Genomic DNA, 18,475 nt, shown 5'->3' with positions numbered 1-18,475 from the left:
AAATATGCGATAAGCCCCTCGACCGCGATCACGCTGCAAGTAAATCCGAGCCTCAGTTGGCGTTCGCGACGGAATCGGCAAATGCATCGAACCGCCGGCTCAGTCATCGCGATAGCGGTGCTGTCACGATCGGGGGAATTCAACGGGCGAGCGTCGCAGGACGGGTGGGCGCCGACGTCCCTGCAGGCGGCCTCTCGGCACATCGAGTTGGGACGACCGACGCTTCCGCCTTTTGCGTCGTGTTTTGCCTCGGCAAGCAGGCTGAATGCCGCTCTAGACGCTTCCGTGGGACGATCCGGCTGACCGAGGAACGGTGGACGGAGCTGCGGGCGATCAATCGCGCTATCAAGCTGGCCATCGTGCCGACGCCCACCGAACTGGCCTTGCAGGCGAGGAGTGGATCATCAGCCCCGATCGCGGCGATTGCAATGACTACGCAGTAGGTAAGCGTCATTTGCGTCCGCAAATTGAATGCGCCAGGCCATTGGCGCGATCACGATCCATGCCAAGCTGCTAATAGCCGCCGAGCGCCTCCAGTATGAGGGCTATCTGCGCCGAGGGGAGAGCAACGCGACCGTCCTGGCTCTGTCGAAGAGCGGCATAACCATCAAGCGCATCGTGCGCACGACTAGATCCGCGACGAACGCAACGATGTCTTCCGGACCCCAGGCTTGCAGCATCAACTGCAGGTAGCTTAAACTCTAAGCCCTGATGAGCCAGTGCCTCCCCTTCTCGAAAAACCAGATCGGTCTCAACTTATCTGAGGAGGGACAAATGCGGTATCCCCAGTGGAGGTGACGACACACTACGGCCGATGGATCATTGCTGGTTATGGAGTCTTGTCCTCGATCGCAGTTGCTGCGCGGGTCGAGTTCTTCGGCCGCCTCGTCTCGGCCGCCTCGTTCATGCCGTCGCGGCTGGAGGGCTTCGGGATCGTGTTCGCCGAGGCGCAGGCTCGCGGGCTCCCCTGCGTCGGGCGCGCCGCCTTCGCCATGGACCCCCGGCCGCACCGGTGCCATGATCGCGGGCGGCGACCCCGGCGAGCTGGCCCAGGCGGTCACCAGGACCCTGGCCGACGACGCGGTCTGCGAGGCGATGCTGGCTGGGGGACCGACGTGGCCCGCCACTTCACCTGGGACAGGGCCCTTGCCGACGCACTCGGTGCCGCAACCACGACGTTGGAAGGAGCGAGACGGCATGGTTGAACCGACACTGCCCGGCGACTGGAAGGGCTTGGTCGTGCTGTGCGCGGCCAACTCGTGGGACAGCGTGAAGTTCGCCGACCAGCACATGGCCGAGGCGCTGGCCAAGATTGTGCCCGTGCTCTACGTGGACCCTGCCATCTCGGTGCTGAGCCCACTGCGGCGTCCGGAGCTGCGGGCCGGGCTGACCGAGCCGCGCCTGCGGCTGCTGGCGCCGAACCTGGCCAGGCTGACGCCGGTCGTGCTGCCCGGGCCCGAGCGGCCCGGCATGGCCGCGATCACCACCGCGATCGTCCGGCGGGCGCAGCGCAAGGCGGTCGAGGCGCTGCTCGGACGGGGCGGACGGCCGCGCGCAGTCATCGGGGTCAGCGCCTTGGTCCGCACGCTCGGCACCTGCCACGAGGAGCTGAAGGTCTATTGGGCCCAGGACGACTTCGTCGGCGGGGCGCTGCTGTTCGGCACCTCGGCCGGGCGCATCGCCGACGGCGAGCGGCGGCTGGCGGCGTCTGCCGACTTGATCGTGGCCTCCAGCCCGACGGTGGCCGATAGCTGGCGAGCGCGGGGGCGCGAGACGACCCTGATCCCATTCGGCGCCGACGCCGAGCGCTTCGCCGCCACCGACGAGACGCCGGTGCCCGAGGACGTGGTCCTGAAGGGGCCCATAGCCGGGTTCGTCGGCCACCTCGGCGACCGCATCGAGCTGAGCATGCTGGAGGCGGTCGCGGACACGGGGACCTCGCTGCTGCTGGTCGGGCCGCGCCACCCGCGCTTCGAACTGAAGCGGATGGAGCGCCTGCTGGCCCGCACGAACGTCCAGTGGACCGGGCCCAAGCCGTTCGAGGAATTGCCCCGCTACCTGCGGACGATCGACGTCGGCTTGGTCCCGTACGCCGACACGGCGTTCAACCGGGGCAGCTTCCCGCTGAAGACGCTCGAGTATCTCAGCGCCGGGCGCGGCGTCGTGGCCAGCGACCTGCCCGCGATCCGGTGGCTCACGGACCAGAGTGAGAACCTGATCCGGGTGGAGACCGACCCAGCCGCCTACGCTGCCACGGTCGTGAAGTGGCTTGAGGACCCGCGCCCCGAGGCCGAGGTCGCCCGCCGCCGCGCCTTCGCCGCCGAGCACAGCTGGCAGCGCCGGGCCGAGGCGTTCGCGGAGCTGCTCGGCGTCGTGCCAGCATCGCGCTAGCGCGGACGCAGCCACAGGCCGGCCGAGACCGGCTCGGTGGTGCGCTCGACCTCGGCGAGCAGCTCGGCGGCCGGATGCCGCCGTCGGGACTTGATCCACCCGTCGCCTCCAGCCGTCATATTCTTTTCTGAGCTTCCATGCTCGAGGCGACCTTACTTTTAAGTTGGGTAAGTTGGGGCTTTTGGGCCTGGTGATTTCAACCATTCGTTAATCTGGGCGGAGATGTCCGCCTGTTCGCGGCGTTGACCGGGAGGCTGTTGATTTGCCTTTCACCGGCGGATTGATTCCCTTGCGCGCAAACTAAATATGGATCGGGCGCAATCAGCATGCATGTTCTCATCGTCGAGGTTGGGGGCTTCTACAGCAGCCGTCCCGCGGCCATCGGCCGTGGTGTAAGCTTGCAAATCACCGCGCTCGGCAAACACGGATCGGCCAAGCTGTTGCCTTATATGCGGGTCGAGGTCCTCATCAAGACGGGAGGTCGGACCGCGCTGTCCTACCTGCTCAAGCCGCTGCACGATTCTGAAAGCACGGACGCATCGGCGGCGGGCGTGCCTGGCCGGCGAAAACGCGTCACAAGCCGGGGCGGAGCCTGCGTCTGGTTTGAAGGCCCGACTGCGTCGTTCCGGTGATGTCGGTCGCCGCAAGAGATTTCGCGGGTCGAACGTCGTGAGTCCATCCCATCTCCTGATCAACCGCATTAAATCGCGCGGCTTTCGGCCGATCGACCGCGGCGGATGCGTGTTACCCGTGGGCGAGACTCCCGACCGCTCGAGAGACCATCCGCTCAATACATCCATTCGCTTGGCGTGCAGGGTCATGGCCGCCATGAAGACAAGCATTGTAGCCTCAGCCCCCAGAATAACGAGTAGCTCATCTGGCATGTGATTCTGTTCCTGCCCAAGTCGTCGTTGGAAGCTTTGGTCTCGGTGAATAATTAAATCAACGATTAAAAATTTGCGCTTGACGGGCATTTTTTCCTCCGGGACCCGGCCACTATTTTCGCTCCATTCTTCCCATCCTTCTTCGGGAGGGCCCGCGCGCACCACCGTGGCTCATTTGCGTGCGATTTCCATGCCAATTAATTCGTAAATTTATTGTTGCGGATTAAATGAAGTTAATTAATATTAAATATTATACGAAGGTGGCCGTTCCAACGACCGGAGGGGGCGGCCGCGGTGAGTGGTGAATTCGGACCTTGGTTTGGCGTTCGCAGAGGATCGGCAGATGCAACGAACCTCGGGGCCAATCGTGGCGGCGGCCGTAGCTGTCATGATTGGAGGCGTTCAGTGGGCGCGTGCGGCCTTGTTGACTGTGCCGACGGTCCCGCCACCGGCTCTTGCGCACATCGAGCTGGGACGCCCGACGCTTCCGCCTATCACTTACACGGCGTTTTGCCTGCGCTATGAGGCCGAATGTCGCCCGCGGCGCTCCTTTCGGGGCGGGCCGATCCGGTTGACCGAGAAGCGATGGGCGGACCTGCGGCAGATCAATCGCGCGGTCAACTTGGCGATAGCGCCGGTTCGCAACGAGCTCGGTCTGGCGGGCGAGGCGTGGATCATTAACCCCGCACGTGGCGATTGCAACGATTACGCCGTGAGCAAGCGCCACGAGCTGCTACAGCGCGGTTGGCCGGCGCGAGTCCTGTTATTGAGTGAAGTCGTGGTTAGTTCCGGAGAACATCATTTGGTGCTCCTCGTACGGACCAGGAGCGGCGATGTCGTCCTGGATAATCTCACGCCTCAGATCAAGCCATGGTCGCGGACGCCCTATCGCTGGGTTCGCGTGCAGAGCCCGGGCCGCGATGGGCTGTGGGCGGCGGTTGGGCAGGAAGGGGCGTGAGCGCGGGCGCAGGCATCGCGCTGCACAAAGCGAGGTGCATAATAACCTCTAGCGATTAATCCAGTCGATTAATAGTGGTGGGATAATTTAGTGACTAAAAGCGTGAGAACAGAACATGGAGTTGCGGAGGCGTCCGAGGAGTTTCGACAGACGAGGATTGTTCCGTCTTCGCGCAAAGGTGTGGTGACACGCTTCAAGCTTCTCGACCAAACCGGAGCGAAAGCGAATCCTGGCCGGCGCCAACGTCCGTCGGGGTATTATCTGGTCTTGTGGTATGCGACCTCTGTCGCGTTGCTTTTGCTATTTCCAATATTGAGTTTTGGCATGCCATTATGGCGGCTTCCCGCCGCTCAGTCGCTTCCATTTGGCTGTCTTATGGCGTCTTTCGTCCTAAGCGCCGCATATACTCTTTTGATCCAGCCGCCCTCATCCCCGGTGCTGCGATTTGGCTGGACCATCGTGGCTACAATGGCGATTTTTGGTGTGGTCTTCCTGGGGTTTGTCCTAACCAAAGCCGATTATTCCCGTGCCATCACGCTAGGCATTTTCACGTCTGCCTTGGTGCTCGTCCCCGCCCCGTACTTCGTAGGAACTGCGGCGCTGCACCAAGCTCTGGCGCTTGGCGGGCTGCTGGCAGCGGCGGCCGCGGGGTCGTTCGCATTGCGGGTTACACCCGAGGTAGCGGTGCACAGTAATACCTTGATCAAGACTGAGTTCTACAATTTGGACGTTCATACTTAACGCGTTTCCAAGATCTGCGGTGCGCGGCGGAGCACTGGCCCGGATCGGCGATCGTTATCTTCTCGTGAGCGGAGACGGCCATCTCCATGTCTTCTCCTGGGAAGCGGTCGACCACATGACCGTCCACACGCTGCCGTATCTGGTACCGATCAACGGCGAGGCGTTTTCCGCGGCTGCAGGCCGTCCATGGGCAGACCGCTCCGACTGGGTGCCTCAAGAGACCCAGAGCAGAGAGGCCGGACACGAGGTTCTTAATCCTGAGTGGTTCCGAACGTATGACCTGCTGGTTCAGGAGGTCAGCGCCAGTACACGCATTTTCGTCTCGCACGCTTACTGGCATGTTGGTCAGGAATGTTGGACCGAACGCATCTCCGTCCTCGAGGCGAACCGCGCGGCATTACTTCGCGGGGAATCTGTCTCCGGATGGAGAACCCTATATGAGACCTCACCTTGCCTGCCAACGCGCGGCGAACACCGCCGCCGCGGGATTCCTTTTGTCGGTTATTTTGGTGGGGGCCGGATTGCTCTCTTAAATCCGGAAACGCTGCTGTTGACCGTCGGTGATTTTGGCTTCGACGGGGCTGCCTCGGTTCACGCCTATGCACAGGACCCGGCAGCCTCGTACGCAAAACACTGGCCATTAACATTACGGATGGAAACACTCAAATTTTTACGATTGGTCACCGAAATGCGGAAGGCCTCTATATCGATCGGTCTGGAACGATTTGGTCGACCGAGCATGGCCCGCAGGGCGGCGACGAACTCAATCAGCTGGTCCGGGGCGCCAATTATGGTTGGCCATTTGCGACCTATGGAACAGACTATGGTTCGTTCTCGTGGCCGCTGAATAAACCTGATGCGGAGCAGAAGGGCTATGAAGCTCCAGAGTTCGCTTGGGTCCCCTCGATCGCAGTTTCTAATTTGATCGGGGTGGAGCGCGGATTGTTTGCGCAGTGGCAAGGTGATCTCCTGATCGCCACACTCAAGGCGGCGTCGCTGTTTCGCGCGCGTGTGCGGGACGGTCAGGTCAAATACCTCGAGCCGATCGCGATCGGGAGTCGCATCCGCGACCTCATCGAGGGTAATGATGGCAGTCTCTTGCTATGGACGGATGAACAGAAATTGATCTCCCTTCGTCCCAAGGAAGGTGCCACGGGTGAAACTCTTTTCGCGGAGAAGTGTAGCGGCTGCCATCGCCGAACTTGATGAGTGGCAATCGAATCGGACCAGATTTGCTCGGCATTGTTGGTCGTCAAGTCGCGTCGGTCACGAGCTATCCGGATTATTCATCAAGTTTGCGCCGGGTAGGGGGCACATGGACCGAAGAGCGCCTTAACGAGTTCCTCAAAGCACCAAGCGCCTTCTGTCCTGGAACGAGAATGGATTTCCCCCGTGATGTCAGCGCGACAGAACGCCGAGCCATCCTCAGTTATCTACGTACGCTTTGACGGAGCACGGCGTGCCGGCTTTGTAATTTTGCCATGCCTGTGAGCTGTGTCCGATATTCGCAGGCGCGCGAGCTCTTGGTCCTGTTCGAGGGCTTACTCAATGCGCCCCAACTTTAGTCGTGAACGAGAAGATCTTTGGTCCAGAACAAATCCGCCTCTGTCATCGTGGACTCTAACGCAAGATGTGTGCGCGGGTGGATACAGAAAATCGGCAGCACATTGCGGCAAGATGGATTGTCTTGGTCGTGTGACGGCCTTCGATGGCCACAAGCCGGAGCTAATTGTGCCCGATTTCAAGCGCTCCGTGAGCGGCATGGCGACGCCCCCCGACGCATCGGCCCGCTTACGAGTTTCCGGATCTCGTGGAGCAGCAACATGCGCTTTGTCTGCGCGGCACGTAGACTTCCGTGTTGATGGCGTCGCATCGAATCCATAGGACGCAAGACGCGCGTTGATCTCGACCGTAGCGATTGGATCGATCCGATCACGACCACGCCGATGCGGCGGAGCGTGGCCTCAATCGCCTTTTGGCTATAAGTCTCAAGAAGCTTGTGGCGCAGTACGCGGTAGCGCTGAATCTCCCAGGAGAGTTCGGCGACTGAACTCCGCCGGCAGCGCGGGCGCGCCGTTTGGAAGGCCCCGTTCATAGCAGTGAGGCCTCCTCCCCGGTGCGTGAGGGCACGGCCGCGCTCAGGACGGCGGCACTGGACGGGCTGTGGACTGGGCTCGCCACCCACAAGTCCTGCGCCACCGGCAGCGGCGCGATCTGCATATTGGCCCACCAGGCCCGTTCGTTGCCATGCCGGTGCAGCTCCTGGTGATGGGTGCGACACAGGGGGACGGTGAACTCGTCACTGACCTTGCGGCCGAGCGCCCTAGGTTGGGCGAATTTCAGATGGTGGGCATCGCACGGGGCTCGCTGGCAGACGAGGCAGGGCTGCTTGCGGACGAACAGCAGGTGGGCCTTGCTGCGCTTGCGGGGAGGCTCTTTGGGATGAGCGAGCCCCGTTTCGGGCGCCGCTGGCAGGGCCGGCTGCGGCGTGGTCTCGGTGCCCGCAACTGCTGCCGGCAGCGGTTCTTCTGCCAGGCTTGGCTCGCGATCTAAGGCGTGCGCTTGTTCGACCCTGCTGGCTGCGGGAGGGATGGCGTCCTCGAGCTTGCTCTGATAGGCGGCCTCGACCAAGCGGGCGTCAGCCTCCAGCAGGCTGTTCTTGAGAGGAAGGCTGGCCTTGGCCCAGGCAAGCAGGTCAGTGCTGCCAGACAGCTCTGCGAGCTGGCGCAACAGCTGCTCGCGGAGCTCGGCGGACCTTGGCGACCCCAGCACCGGCGCGCGGTTGAGCACGCCCTTGGCGGGCTTGGCTATCGCGCCAACGGCTGGTTGCGACGCCGCAGCGGGCGGGCCGGCTAACGCATCGGGGGCGTCCAGATCGTCTTCGCCGGCAATGCCGACCAGCGTGAACAGCGCATAGCGCCGCGCATAGGTCAGCGCCGCGCCCATTCGGTGCGGTGCGGCGGTGTCGGCGACCGGGCATACCGGCCAATCAGAGGCAATCCATTCGCCCGAGGTGTGGAGCAGGGTGGTCGAGAGCCTGATCAGCCCGGTGTCGGCATCGATCGCGGTGGCCTGCACGGTCGCGATCTCGTATCTGGTGAGGCACTTGCGCACGATCTCAAGCCCGCTGGCAAGCGAGGCATAGCGGAAGGTGCGGTTTTCCTCGCGCGGGAACGGCGACACGATGGTCGCGGTTAATAACTTTTCCGGGTTTTCCAGCTCGGCCTGCGCCTTGGCCAGCGCGCCGGCGATCTGGCTGATGGTCCCGCTGCAGCGCTGCATGGCTATCTCCACTGCTTGAGGGTTATCTGTCATTCAGGAGGTCGAGCTGGGTGGCCAGCATGAGTCCGGCGATGACCAGCTGGTGCTCCAGGTGACGGATCACGGCGAGAAGGACGTAGTCTTGGGCGGAACTCGCCTCAAAGCCGCGCAGTTTAGCCCACAGTTCAGCGAACAATTCGAATGCCGCTTGGTACGAATGCGGCGGATCACAGGAGGGATCGAGGTGGATGAAGTCAAAGGGCGGCAGCATCGGCAGAGGCTCCGAAGCGGGTGGCTCGAGCTGGGACAAGCGGCAGCCGGGGCTGAGCTTGGCGGACGGATTATGCGGCGTCGACCATGTCGAAGCTGATCGCGCCCGCCTTCGAGCGCTTGGCGCGCAAGCCGTGGCCGCTGGCCTCCTTTGCGTCTTCCGGCACCAGCGCCTTGAGCTCTGTTTTCGCCCGCTCATGCTCGCGCGCTGCGGCGTTGGATTTGCGATAGAGCGCCGCAAATTCAGCCCAGGCGTTCGATCCTGTCATATCGACCACACGCACCGCCGCCAGCCGCGGCCGGGGCGGTTCGACTCCAAACAGCTGCGGCGCCTCGCCATTTTGCACACCGCGCCAGAATTTCTTCTCGGCGGTGAGCAGCAGGTGTTGATAAAGCGGATCGGCATGGATCTTGATTTCGACCCACCGGCCACCACCGGTGATGATCGACAGCACCGCGGTGCCTGCGGCGACAACCCACATGTTGTGCTGCAGCTGGGCCATGTGCTTGTCGGCCGCCGCCTCCTCGGAAAAATTCCAGGGCAGCATGAACTTGGCCTCAAACACCGCGGCAGTTTGGTGTACCCGCCCATCGAGAGTCGCGGCCATCCACTTGTGCACGGGGTGGAAAACCCGCCGTTGAATGTGCTCGATCGCGTGGCCGGTTTGGCGCTCGTACCAGGCGCGGTTGAGGTGCTCCGTCGCGGTGCCGAGCTGGACGATCAGATCGCCCGACAGGTCCGCAGGCTCGACCTCGCCACGTTTTTCCTGCCAGAGCCGGAGCAGCGCCCCCGCGTCGCTGCCCATGATTATGCGGGCATCCGACCCGCCGATGAACGAGCGGCGAGTCAATGAATCAGGTATTCGTTTTGGCGGAAAATCCATCTGATGAACTCCTGGAATTGTATGTTTTATACAATATCATATAAAAAAATCAAGGGCGTGCATGGGACTTTCTAGTGCTCAGCTCCGCGCTGCTCGTGCCTTACTGAGGTGGAGTGCGCTCGACTTGGCTAAGGCCTCAAAGGTCGGCGTAGCGACTATCCGCCGGGTAGAGGTCATTGACGGAGAGATCCCGGTCACCGCTGCGAACGAGCAGGCCCTTCGACAAGCTCTCGAGTCCGCCGGCGTCGAGTTCATCGACGAGAATGGCGGAGGTCCCGGAGCCCGCCTCCGGAAAGGAGCCAGCGAAAGACCACGCTCATAGCTCAGACATTCGAATGGGCCTTCGCTGTCAACTAGCGCGTGCGGATAAGCATCTCGGCCTCGAGCCCGAAGCATGGGGTCGCTGCATAGCTCGCGCAGCGAGAATCGAAGAACTCGTTAGGCCTGTTTTAACCCCCGCCTGTCAGCCTTGTGGTGACGCGAACTTCCACGATTCGGATTAGCGTTTTCCCAGTGGCGGTGTTTTTCCGGGAAGCAGCTCGTCAGACATCAAGGTCGGACGAATGCAATCTCTTATGCGAGAGGCAGGGAAAATGACCGCGCGATCAAAGTTTAGTTGTCTTCAGCTGCTTTCTGCACGGCCGGTGCTCACCAGTGAATCGCAGGAGGAGTTCGACGCGCTCGCGATCGCTATGATCGAGTACATCAAGCCTGATGACCCGATCCGAGAAAGTTGGGTCATGGACGTGATCCAGGCGACATGGGAGATCGTTCGGTACCAGCGCACTCGAACAGCTTTGATCCAGTCTCAGTACCGCAACGGGCTTTCGAATCTGCTGCAGCACGTTGCGGATGTTGATGTGTTGATGAGCTAATCGCTCTGCATCTTGCCGATGGGTGGTTCGGCACCAGGGCAGGCAAGCAGGAAGTAGCCAAGCGGCTCGAGCCGTTTAGCCTTAACGAGACCGCCATTGAGGCCGAAGCGATCAGAATGGTTTTTCCGGATCTCGAAGTGTTGGACAGTCTGCTGACATCGGCGCTGAAGCGACGCAACAAAGCGTTGCGTCTCCTCTCGGAAAGTGAAGCGCCGCTCGCGAGGAGGGCGAGGGAAGTCTCAAACCGAATCATTGCCGAAAACGAAGCGGAGGGCCGCCGTTCTGAAAGGGCTGAATAGAAGATGGCGAGCGCAGGGCAAATCGCCGCCAACCGCCTCAACGCCCGCAAGAGCACCGGGCCGCGGAGTGCTGCAGGCAGATGGCGGACGCGAAAAAACGCCAGCCGGCATGGCCTGGCCGCGGTATTCAGTTGCGACGCGCTAGCGGAGATCAATGAGCTCGCGCGGCAATTCGCCAACGAAGCCGCCGATCCGATGCTGCTCCAGCATGCGCTTGACGCCGCGCATGCTGAATTTATCTTGGTGCGGGTCAAGCTATGGCGCATTGCCTGGCTCGAGCGTACTTACGCGACGGGATCGCCGCAGGATGTTTCCGACGTCGTTTTTATGCGTGAGATGAGAGTATGGCTCGGCAGCTGCGGTGAAAAGCCGCTGAATCTGCCCTCCGAGACAATGCCGCCGCCAGGGCGGGATCGATGCACGGAAGCCATCCATCGTGCCCTACCCGAGCTTGCCAAGCTCGACCGATACGAGTCGCGTGCGCTGGCGCGCCGCGACCGGGCCTTTCGCGCGTTGCTCCGTCCAGGCAAGACAAGGTAGCGCGAATTTCTGCAGAACGAAGCCAATTTTGTTGAGGAGAATCAAAGCAGGTTTCCAAATTCATGGCGTCCTCTATCCTTTCATCTTCCGAATGCGCGCCCCCTGCGTGGGGTGGCGCTTCGAAACGCTCGCGGGAGGCAGGGCCACCCCGCAAAGAGGGCCATCCATTTGCCGCTACGGCACGGTCTCCATCAATCGAGTGGGCGTGCCGGCCAGGGAAAAGCCGGTCCCGGGGTTGCGGAGCTGTTCAACTGGGTGAGGGCGATACCGGCCGGCTGCGCCAAGGAGCGTTCCCCAAGCACCATTGCCGCCACTTTACACTTGTATCGGAGGCTTTGTTGTCCTCTAGTTGGTCATTGCTGTTATGAGCCAATTATGCATTCACAGCACGATCCCAGAATGTCCGATGACCGCCTGGATCAATGGCTCGCATTTGCGCGCGAGTTCTTGCGGGCTCTCGCAATTCGCAAGAGGGAGCAGTTCGACCGGAGGGTCCCGATCGGAGACCTTCTCACCGAACGCGACGAAAACGCCGCAGCATATGGCTTCGGCGAGGGGACCACGATGTACGACAACGTGCTCGTGCTGGGATCTGTCAATGTCGGACGAAATACCTGGATTGGACCAGGATGTATCCTGGATGGCTCGGGGGGAGATTTGCAGATAGGGGACTGGTGCTCCATCTCCGCTGGCGTCCAGATCTACACACATAACACCGTAAATCGTTCTATTTCGCTCGGCAGGGACCCGATCGATTACGCACCCACCTTGATCGGCAATGGAGTATATGTGGGCCCTAATTCCGTGATCCAAATGGGTGTAACGATCGGCGACCGCGCGATCGTAGGTGCAAATTCACTGGTCAACAGGGATATTCCTACAGGTGCCAAGGCGTTTGGCTGTCCTGCGCGCCTTCAGCGGCCCTCAACGTCGAAATAAATGCAATCCGCGGCCGGCCCAAGTTTCCATTTTCGCCGCAACTCCGGTCTCCACCGATCTAATGGCAAATATCAACGGGCAAGCTGAGGAATAAATTACTGCATTAACAAATTTAAGTTGCTCTTCCGCTAATTTGACGTACCATTTAATTGAGGGCTGGCTGTTGCAGGATGATCCCATGACCCATCTCGATACCGACGGCGAAGATCGTCGTGAGTTCTTGAAGAGCTGCGGAAAATTTGCCGCCGTCACCCCTCCTGCCATGACGCTGTTGCTGTCCACCTCTCTTACGTCAACCGCGATAGCCAGTTCAGGCGGTCATATTGTTCATGGCAACAATGGCTACGGCAACGGCGGCGGTGACGGCAGTCCGAACAATAAAGAGGATCGCGATCGCTAGATGTTGCTGTGGACAGCCGCGCCATAGCAGTGTCTACGGCGTCGCGACCGTCGCGGGGCTCAACCGGTGCGGCGGCGCTTGTGGCTGGATGAACGGTTGATCAACAAATCGTTCAGCTTCTTGCCGGCTCGGAGCTGCGCCTTCAGCCAGCGGGGTTGCTTGCCACGACCGGACCAGGTCTCGGACGGGTTTTTCGGATTTTGGTACTTCGGCAGCACGGGCGGGTAGGGGCGGCGCGCACGTTCCCCGTTGGGGGCCCCGGAAGTTCCCTCGATCCTGCGAAGCCGCTCTTCGAGCTTGGCTTTTTCCGCAATCATTCTCCGACTAAGAACAGTCGTCACTTCATCGTAAAGCCGCCACAGCTCAGCTGTGGTCGCGGATGCCCACTCTTCGTTCCCCATGGAAGCCGTCCCCACTACTTCCGATTTGAAATAGGAGGGGGGCTTATCAGGTCGAAGCCCCGTCGGGCAAGCCTGATCGGCCCGCGCACAGAACTCTAGTGTGCAGTGCGGTACTTCTTGGCGCTACCAGCCGGGCCTGTGCCTTCGACCGGCCGGTCGCCTCCCAGCCGGTCTCCGCCGGCGGACCCTTCGCATCGGGCCGAGCAAGCGCTGCTCGGCCATCGACACGCGACTACGTAAATTCTGCAATTCGGTGAATTGAACGATCAGAGATTCATGCGTTTGCCGCAAAACAGCCAAAGAATACATATGACCACCTACTCATTACCAGCGATGTCCCGTGACCGCAGATTGAAGTTTGCCGGGTTAGCGAAAATGTCGCCCGAACTTTGCTGACCAGGTTTTCATCGGTGCTACTGCCGAAGCAGAGCCGTTATCGTTCGCGACGTCTGATTAATGGTTGGAAAATTTCCACTCCTCATATTGATGTTGGATGAATAGTATTACTTTTTGAGCCTCCTCTTCGTGTTATGGGGCGAGGCTTTCAGCTGCCTCGCTCCGGTCAAGTTTGTCGAATGTTAGATTCGAATCGTGAATGTGACTATATATCGTTCGTAATAAGTGGTCGGTGATGAGCTTGATGGCGGTTAACCAATCCTGACAGGCAGCCACATACTGGACCGCCAGATCTGCGGGAGAGTTTTGCAGATCATAGCCAGGAGAGAAGGCGCTGTTTTGTAGATGAATCGACTGCTTCGGATTTTCCATGGAGGACCGCAATCCTACGGTGCTGCACGCATTCTCAAAGCGAGTTACAGTGGTGTGGCCATCATGCGTTGCCGATCGCCGTGACGAATTGACAGTGCGGCATTTTGGCAGAACGGATTGTTGTGCTTCCCGCGCGTCTTGAGGTGAATGCAGGAATAAAAACTGCCGCGCGGGGTATCAGGAATAGGCAGGGGAAGCATGCGCCGCATCAGAGTCGTCATCGCGGATCGGCACCCGATCGTCTTGCAGGGGATCAGCAGCGTCCTTGCGGCGCAGCGCGATTTCGCGATCGTGGCCGCCTGCGGCGATACTGCAAGCTGCATTGGGGCCATCCGACTTTTGGTGCCCGACATTGCACTGGTCGATATTGCAATGCCCAGTATCAGTCGACCTGACATTCTGGCTATCGCAAACACCGCTGGCCAAGGTACCCGGGTCATTTTCTTCGCTGAAAAGGCCGGCGATCAAAGGTCGCAGACGCTGGCCGCGGGCCGCGCCTGCCTCGTCCTCACGAGGGATGCTGAGCCGGAGATGCTGGTCGCGACCCTGAGGAAGGTTGCGGAACGCCAGGGGCCGGCATCGCGGTCGCCGTGCACAGGTGGCGAGGTCCGTGGGGAGTCTCACATCGGTGAGGAAAAGGCTCCGACGCAGCTGACCGACCGGGAACGGCAGATCATGAGACTTGTATCGGAGGGGCTGTCGAACAAGGAGATTGGGCGTTTCCTGAACATTACCGATGGTACGATCAAAGTCCACCTTCACCACATCTTCCAGAAGCTCGATATCAGCAATCGAACAGTTCTCGCGGCATTTGCAATTTCGCAAAACGGGCAACATGCGGCCGCACGTGAACTCGCCCCTTCCGGCCTACTACAGCAGGATTCGTCGGTTCGAAATGACGAGGACGTCAAGCGTAGCAGTGTCCTTCCGGAACGTACGCGTTAGCTGGACATCGCATCATGCTGGGCGGTGAGCATCGGTTGCGGCGCGCAGATGCTCGGCCATGTTGCGGCAGGCTCCTTCGGCCTCAGCCAATGTTCGGAAGGGCGACCCGCTGATCTTGATCGCGCCGTTGTTCTCGTAGAGTGGTCGCCAACTCGCCAGGTACCCGAAGCGTCCGTGAAAGCCTGGACCGGTAGGGCTCTCCAGGCTGATCACAAACGAGAAGCCATCGCCGCTCGCGCTCCAGATCTCCATGTTTTCGATTGGCCGGTGAAATTGCAGTGGCATGGCAATCATCCGTCGTGCGCTGCTCTTGACCCAGCTAATCAGATATATGCATATTAAATATTAATTTGATACTCTCGATTGGGGCTCCGGCAATGGGCTAGCAAGCCCGAAAGGCCATGGAAATGCTGGCAGTCCGCCGGCGGCGCACGCCTCGCAATCTCCATTTTTCAAACAAAATTTTGGTTGAAAGTCTATTTAATATATAATACCAATAAAGTAAATTTAAATCAAGGGGAGCGCATCGTGAGCCAAAGTGGCAATGAAGATGACGACCGGCGGGCGTTCCTGAAAACCTGCGGAAAATTCGCGGCCGTGACACCCCCCGTCATGACGCTGCTGCTGTCGACCTCGCTGACCTCGACAGCCATCGCACGTTCAGGCGGACAGAACGGAGCAACGCAAGGCGATGACAGGGACCAGTCATTCTTCGACAACGATCGTCCGTCCTCTGGGGCCTCGGGGTCCTCTGGCGGCGGGTCACCTGGAGGTAGTGGCGGACCTGGGGGGCGCCGTGGTGGCTCATCTGCTGCTGGAAAGCCATCCGGCGGGGGCGGCAGATCGGGCGGAGCGACCGGTGGCGAAGGACCTTTCGCGACGGGAGGGAACTCCGGAAATCCGGCCGCATATGGAGGGGTCGATTGTGCAGATGAAGAAGACGACGAGCGGAGGCACAAGCCCGAGTGCGAGCGAGCCGCCACTCGACTTTCGAGCGCAACCCGCTCCGAGCCTTAACAACGGTTCGATCCGCTGTTGTTGCAAGCTGAGCAGCCAGACCCAATGGAGCGTGCCGCGCGCCGGGGCACATGAGTACTTTTTTAACGCGCCGCCGCATCGTCATCGGCAACGCAGCATGCCGAATTAGTCGCGTTTTCCTTTGATTGCATATTTTTTTTGCCCACGTCAAAGCTGGCGGAATTCTCGCGGACATATTGCTAGGAGAACTCACATGAAAATCTGCGCTCGAGTGGACAACCCTGCCGCTGTTCTTCGCCAGCGTCTCGAAGCCCTTGCCTCTCAACTCGCAGAACTTGAGAGTCTCAGGGACCGGGTGGATCGAGAAGAGAACCATCAGCGCGAGCGGCGCCAGTCCGGCTATCTCAGACGACGAGCAAGCTCAGAGTGCAACCGAGCGGTCGCTGCAACGTCGCAGATCTAAAGCTCCGCCTGGTCGCAACCCATCAAATTATTTCAGCGAGAGTCCGAAAGCGAACGGATGTTTCGAATTTAATCGATCATATTGGCTTCGGCAGGGGGCGAGCGGTTCATCCGCAGCAGCCTCCGGTCACGCCGAGAACAGGGGCGCTGGTTTTCTGGCGCAGTACGTGCCGGGAGCGGGGAGTCTTCAATCCATTAACTAGTTTCGCTTGAAAGGATGAAAGCTCGTGAATGATGCCAATGTGAAAGTCGAAACGCAGGCCGATCCGGTGAATGAGAATACGAATGGTGCAAAACCAAGGATCGATTTGCCGCTTTTGAATTTCCAGGAACTCTTCCGTGGATTCGCCGAGCAGGGCGCCGCGCAGACCAAGAAAAATATCGCGAGCATGAAAGCGACTTCCGAGGAGATCAGCGACATTCTCCGTGAAGCCTGCTCAATGAACGCCAGAGGGGCCGTCGATTACGGTGCCAAGGTCATCGAGATTTCCAAAGACAATACCAGGGCCACCCTGGAGTTTTTATCCCGGCTCGCTGAGACCAGGTCGCTGCTGGATATCGTGCATCTTTCGACCGCCCGAAGCCGCGAGGCTTTCGAAGTCGTCTCCGCACAGAATCGGGAGCTCTGGGAGCTCGCGCAGAAAGTTGCGATCGAGACGACCGAGCCCATCAAGACCAGCTTCAATAGGGTGTTTCACAAGACCGTCTGAACCGAGGCTACCGGCCGCGCGGTTCGACTGGACGGACATCTCCGCGACGAGGGGACGCTCGGTCCAGTCGATGGCGGGGCAGCGTGCCCTGACCGCACAACAGGTTGCAGGAGATCAAGATGGGTGTGGTGATGATCAAATGCCCGGAAACGGGCGACGCCATTTCGACGGGTATCGAAACCGATCGCGAAAGGTTTCGTTGCAGCGCGGTATTCTTTCGCGCACCTATTGCCGGGTCTGCGCGGCTACACACGAGTGGTTCGCGCGAGAGCCCTGGGTCTACGAGCCTGCCCTGGATAGTCGGTTGCCGGGCGGCTGGCAGGCGTCTCGCGCCGGCGCGGCGTGAATAAGTCCTGCTGCGCCACGCGAAACGATCCGATCGATTCTGCGGCTCATCACCTTGTAGCACTCGCATGCCACGGCTTCGAGCCGCGGCCGGTCAATCTCGAGCTGACCGCGGCGGTTGGATTTCAAGGCTCGTGACGCGCGCAATGCCCTCACAACATGCGTGACCGTGGTGCGCCGGACCCCCAGTAGCTCCGACATAGTCTCCTGTGTCAAAGGGAGGGGATTGCTGCTATTCGCCCGGTCGTGAATTTGAAGCAGCCAGCAGGCCATCCGGGCTTCGACGGAATGCAGTGCATTGCAAGCCGCGACGTGCTGAACCTGCGTCAGCAGCGATCTCGTGAAAATCTGCGCCATGGATGCGATGGCGGGGCTGCGCCCCAGAGCTGACAAAAATTGCGCCGCCGGAATCTGCAGCACGGGCCCTGGTACGCGGACGACTACCGTCACAGATGAGTGGGATGTGCCAAGCGCCAACGTTAGACCGATCGCACCTTCACGACCGATCACCGCTGTGGCGGCAGTCTGCCCGTTCGGCAAGTCCACGATGAAGGCAATCGCGCCGCCACAGGGGAAGAGAAGGTGCTCGATCCGATCTCCCGATCGGACCAGTACGGCGTCGCGCTCGAGCACGACTTTCCGCAGGTGAGGCGCAAGCAAAGCGAAATCGGCCGGCGGCAAGGCTGCTAACAATCGATTACCAACTCTGGTCGCGTGGTCCATCATGGGATTCGTCCCCACCGATGTCCGGCGCTAGGTCTCGTGCCGGCTGGTGCCAGCTGGTCTGCACTACTCAACAGCGATCCAATCGGTCACCGGAGATATGGTTCCAATTGGGAGTCGTGCGTGTGCGACGGCACCGCCACGCACGATCCCGCGAGATCCTGCGATTGGCGCCAACTGGAGACCGGCAGGCTCGCGGGCATTGCAGTTGATTTCGGCCGAGCCTATCGCTCGTCCGCCTTCTCGGGAACCGGAAGAGTGTCCTCGGAGCGGACGCTCTATGCCTGTGGGACGGATGCCAATTTTTGGCCGAATATGCTCAGGCGGCGACTGCCTAATCATTGAACGTTCTTAACTCGTGGCTAAACTCTTAATCAGGCGGGTCCCAGGTTTGGGCCCCGCCCACCGCACCTCGCAAAGCCTTAGGCCGATCCACGGTTTGAAGACCGAATTAAAACGGCTTTTCACGTCGAGACCGGCAACGATAGCTGGCGGTTCAAAAGCCGAGACGACGATCACGCGACCCGCGCTCGTCTCGCCTCCGCTATCCCGGCCAGCTCCGACGAGACGAGCGCTACCAGCAAACCCCGCCGCGCAAAGGGGCGCATTGCCTCACCCAGAATGTTACTGGACAACTTCTCGCCGGTGAATGCAGCGGCGCCACCAAATTGGTTCGGTGGCCTCCATGGCGGGAAAGATCA

General features: G+C 60.4%; 20 protein-coding genes and 1 pseudogene. 13 read left to right on the top strand and 8 right to left on the bottom strand.

What is annotated here, in order from left to right; genetic code table 11:
- The first annotated feature begins 56 nt into the window (after positions 1-56).
- Entirely contained in the window at positions 57-443 is a 387-nt protein-coding gene (locus IVB42_RS09890; RefSeq protein ID WP_247395072.1) for a transglutaminase-like cysteine peptidase, read from the top strand.
- Between the two features lie 754 nt (positions 444-1,197).
- Positions 1,198-2,391 carry a glycosyltransferase gene (locus tag IVB42_RS09885; RefSeq protein ID WP_085395826.1) on the top strand — a complete coding sequence of 398 codons (1,194 nt, stop codon included), beginning with the start codon at positions 1,198-1,200 and terminating at the stop codon, positions 2,389-2,391.
- Here the strand turns inward: IVB42_RS09885 and IVB42_RS42020 are convergent.
- On the bottom strand, positions 2,388-2,510 hold the full coding sequence (locus tag IVB42_RS42020; protein ID WP_256467730.1) for a hypothetical protein: 123 nt from the start codon (positions 2,508-2,510) through the stop codon (positions 2,388-2,390). The two genes, IVB42_RS09885 and IVB42_RS42020, sit on opposite strands and share 4 nt — an antisense overlap.
- 207 nt (positions 2,511-2,717) lie before the next feature.
- Here IVB42_RS42020 and IVB42_RS09880 point away from each other — a divergent pair, with 207 nt between their 5' ends.
- From IVB42_RS09880 to IVB42_RS09865, 4 genes are all read left to right on the top strand, one after another.
- Complete coding sequence (locus IVB42_RS09880) at positions 2,718-3,023, top strand: hypothetical protein (RefSeq protein ID WP_247395075.1); 306 nt, start codon at positions 2,718-2,720, stop codon at positions 3,021-3,023.
- 595 nt (positions 3,024-3,618) lie between these two features.
- A complete protein-coding gene (locus tag IVB42_RS09875) occupies positions 3,619-4,233 on the top strand; it encodes a transglutaminase-like cysteine peptidase (protein ID WP_247395077.1) in 615 nt (204 codons plus the stop codon).
- 90 nt (positions 4,234-4,323) lie between these two features.
- Complete coding sequence (locus tag IVB42_RS09870; protein WP_247470101.1) at positions 4,324-4,974, top strand: hypothetical protein; 651 nt, start codon at positions 4,324-4,326, stop codon at positions 4,972-4,974.
- 633 nt (positions 4,975-5,607) lie between these two features.
- Positions 5,608-6,180, top strand: coding sequence for a PQQ-dependent sugar dehydrogenase (locus tag IVB42_RS09865; RefSeq protein WP_249799531.1), 573 nt, complete (start codon positions 5,608-5,610; stop codon positions 6,178-6,180).
- 885 nt (positions 6,181-7,065) lie between these two features.
- Here IVB42_RS09865 and IVB42_RS09860 read toward each other — a convergent pair.
- The 3 genes from IVB42_RS09860 to IVB42_RS09850 form a co-directional block, all read right to left on the bottom strand.
- Positions 7,066-8,256: an ERF family protein gene (locus tag IVB42_RS09860; RefSeq protein ID WP_247398380.1), complete on the bottom strand. Its 1,191-nt coding sequence runs from the start codon at positions 8,254-8,256 to the stop codon at positions 7,066-7,068.
- A gap of 22 nt (positions 8,257-8,278) precedes the next feature.
- Positions 8,279-8,506: a hypothetical protein gene (locus IVB42_RS09855; protein WP_247398385.1), complete on the bottom strand. Its 228-nt coding sequence runs from the start codon at positions 8,504-8,506 to the stop codon at positions 8,279-8,281.
- 70 nt (positions 8,507-8,576) lie between these two features.
- Entirely contained in the window at positions 8,577-9,389 is an 813-nt protein-coding gene (locus tag IVB42_RS09850) for a YqaJ viral recombinase family protein (protein ID WP_247398389.1), read from the bottom strand.
- Between the two features lie 593 nt (positions 9,390-9,982).
- On the opposite strand from IVB42_RS09850, the gene IVB42_RS09840 reads away from it, so the two are divergent.
- The 4 genes from IVB42_RS09840 (at position 9,983) to IVB42_RS09825 (ending at position 12,442) form a co-directional block, all read left to right on the top strand.
- Positions 9,983-10,264 (top strand): hypothetical protein, encoded by a 282-nt coding sequence (locus tag IVB42_RS09840; RefSeq protein WP_247398393.1) that lies wholly within the window; start codon positions 9,983-9,985, stop codon positions 10,262-10,264.
- 302 nt (positions 10,265-10,566) lie between these two features.
- The gene (locus tag IVB42_RS09835) at positions 10,567-11,103 is read left to right on the top strand and encodes a hypothetical protein (protein ID WP_247470098.1); all 537 of its coding nucleotides are present in this window, start codon (positions 10,567-10,569) and stop codon (positions 11,101-11,103) included.
- A 399-nt stretch (positions 11,104-11,502) separates the two neighbouring features.
- Positions 11,503-12,042 carry an acyltransferase gene (locus IVB42_RS09830; protein ID WP_247398399.1) on the top strand — a complete coding sequence of 180 codons (540 nt, stop codon included), beginning with the start codon at positions 11,503-11,505 and terminating at the stop codon, positions 12,040-12,042.
- A 178-nt stretch (positions 12,043-12,220) separates the two neighbouring features.
- Entirely contained in the window at positions 12,221-12,442 is a 222-nt protein-coding gene (locus tag IVB42_RS09825; protein WP_085358728.1) for a hypothetical protein, read from the top strand.
- Between the two features lie 59 nt (positions 12,443-12,501).
- Here IVB42_RS09825 and IVB42_RS09820 read toward each other — a convergent pair whose 3' ends face one another.
- Both IVB42_RS09820 and IVB42_RS09815 read right to left on the bottom strand, forming a co-directional pair.
- Positions 12,502-12,843: an H-NS histone family protein gene (locus IVB42_RS09820; protein WP_085358730.1), complete on the bottom strand. Its 342-nt coding sequence runs from the start codon at positions 12,841-12,843 to the stop codon at positions 12,502-12,504.
- Between the two features lie 528 nt (positions 12,844-13,371).
- Positions 13,372-13,611 carry a hypothetical protein gene (locus IVB42_RS09815; RefSeq protein WP_085358732.1) on the bottom strand — a complete coding sequence of 80 codons (240 nt, stop codon included), beginning with the start codon at positions 13,609-13,611 and terminating at the stop codon, positions 13,372-13,374.
- 198 nt (positions 13,612-13,809) lie between these two features.
- On the opposite strand from IVB42_RS09815, the gene IVB42_RS09810 reads away from it, so the two are divergent.
- Complete coding sequence (locus IVB42_RS09810) at positions 13,810-14,556, top strand: response regulator transcription factor (protein WP_247369111.1); 747 nt, start codon at positions 13,810-13,812, stop codon at positions 14,554-14,556.
- Positions 14,557-14,568: 12 nt separating this feature from the next.
- On the opposite strand, the gene IVB42_RS09805 is transcribed toward IVB42_RS09810, so the two are convergent.
- A complete protein-coding gene (locus IVB42_RS09805) occupies positions 14,569-14,841 on the bottom strand; it encodes a hypothetical protein (RefSeq protein WP_162847239.1) in 273 nt (90 codons plus the stop codon).
- A 1,382-nt stretch (positions 14,842-16,223) separates the two neighbouring features.
- On the opposite strand from IVB42_RS09805, the gene IVB42_RS41810 reads away from it, so the two are divergent.
- A complete protein-coding gene (locus IVB42_RS41810) occupies positions 16,224-16,706 on the top strand; it encodes a phasin family protein (RefSeq protein WP_085352703.1) in 483 nt (160 codons plus the stop codon).
- A gap of 279 nt (positions 16,707-16,985) precedes the next feature.
- Here the strand turns inward: IVB42_RS41810 and IVB42_RS09790 are convergent, their stop codons facing one another.
- Positions 16,986-17,777, bottom strand: coding sequence for a Crp/Fnr family transcriptional regulator (locus IVB42_RS09790; RefSeq protein WP_085352704.1), 792 nt, complete (start codon positions 17,775-17,777; stop codon positions 16,986-16,988).
- 465 nt (positions 17,778-18,242) lie between these two features.
- Here IVB42_RS09790 and IVB42_RS42250 point away from each other — a divergent pair.
- Positions 18,243-18,377 (top strand): annotated as a pseudogene (locus tag IVB42_RS42250) (IS21-like element helper ATPase IstB); the annotation flags it as partial.
- Positions 18,378-18,475 lie beyond the last annotated feature (98 nt).

It is taken from the genome of Bradyrhizobium sp. 45, from assembly GCF_023073155.1.
GTDB classification, from domain to species: domain Bacteria; phylum Pseudomonadota; class Alphaproteobacteria; order Rhizobiales; family Xanthobacteraceae; genus Bradyrhizobium; species Bradyrhizobium canariense_D.
Note: the sequence above shows the minus strand (reverse complement) of the source record. Positions and strands in the feature narration are given on the sequence as shown.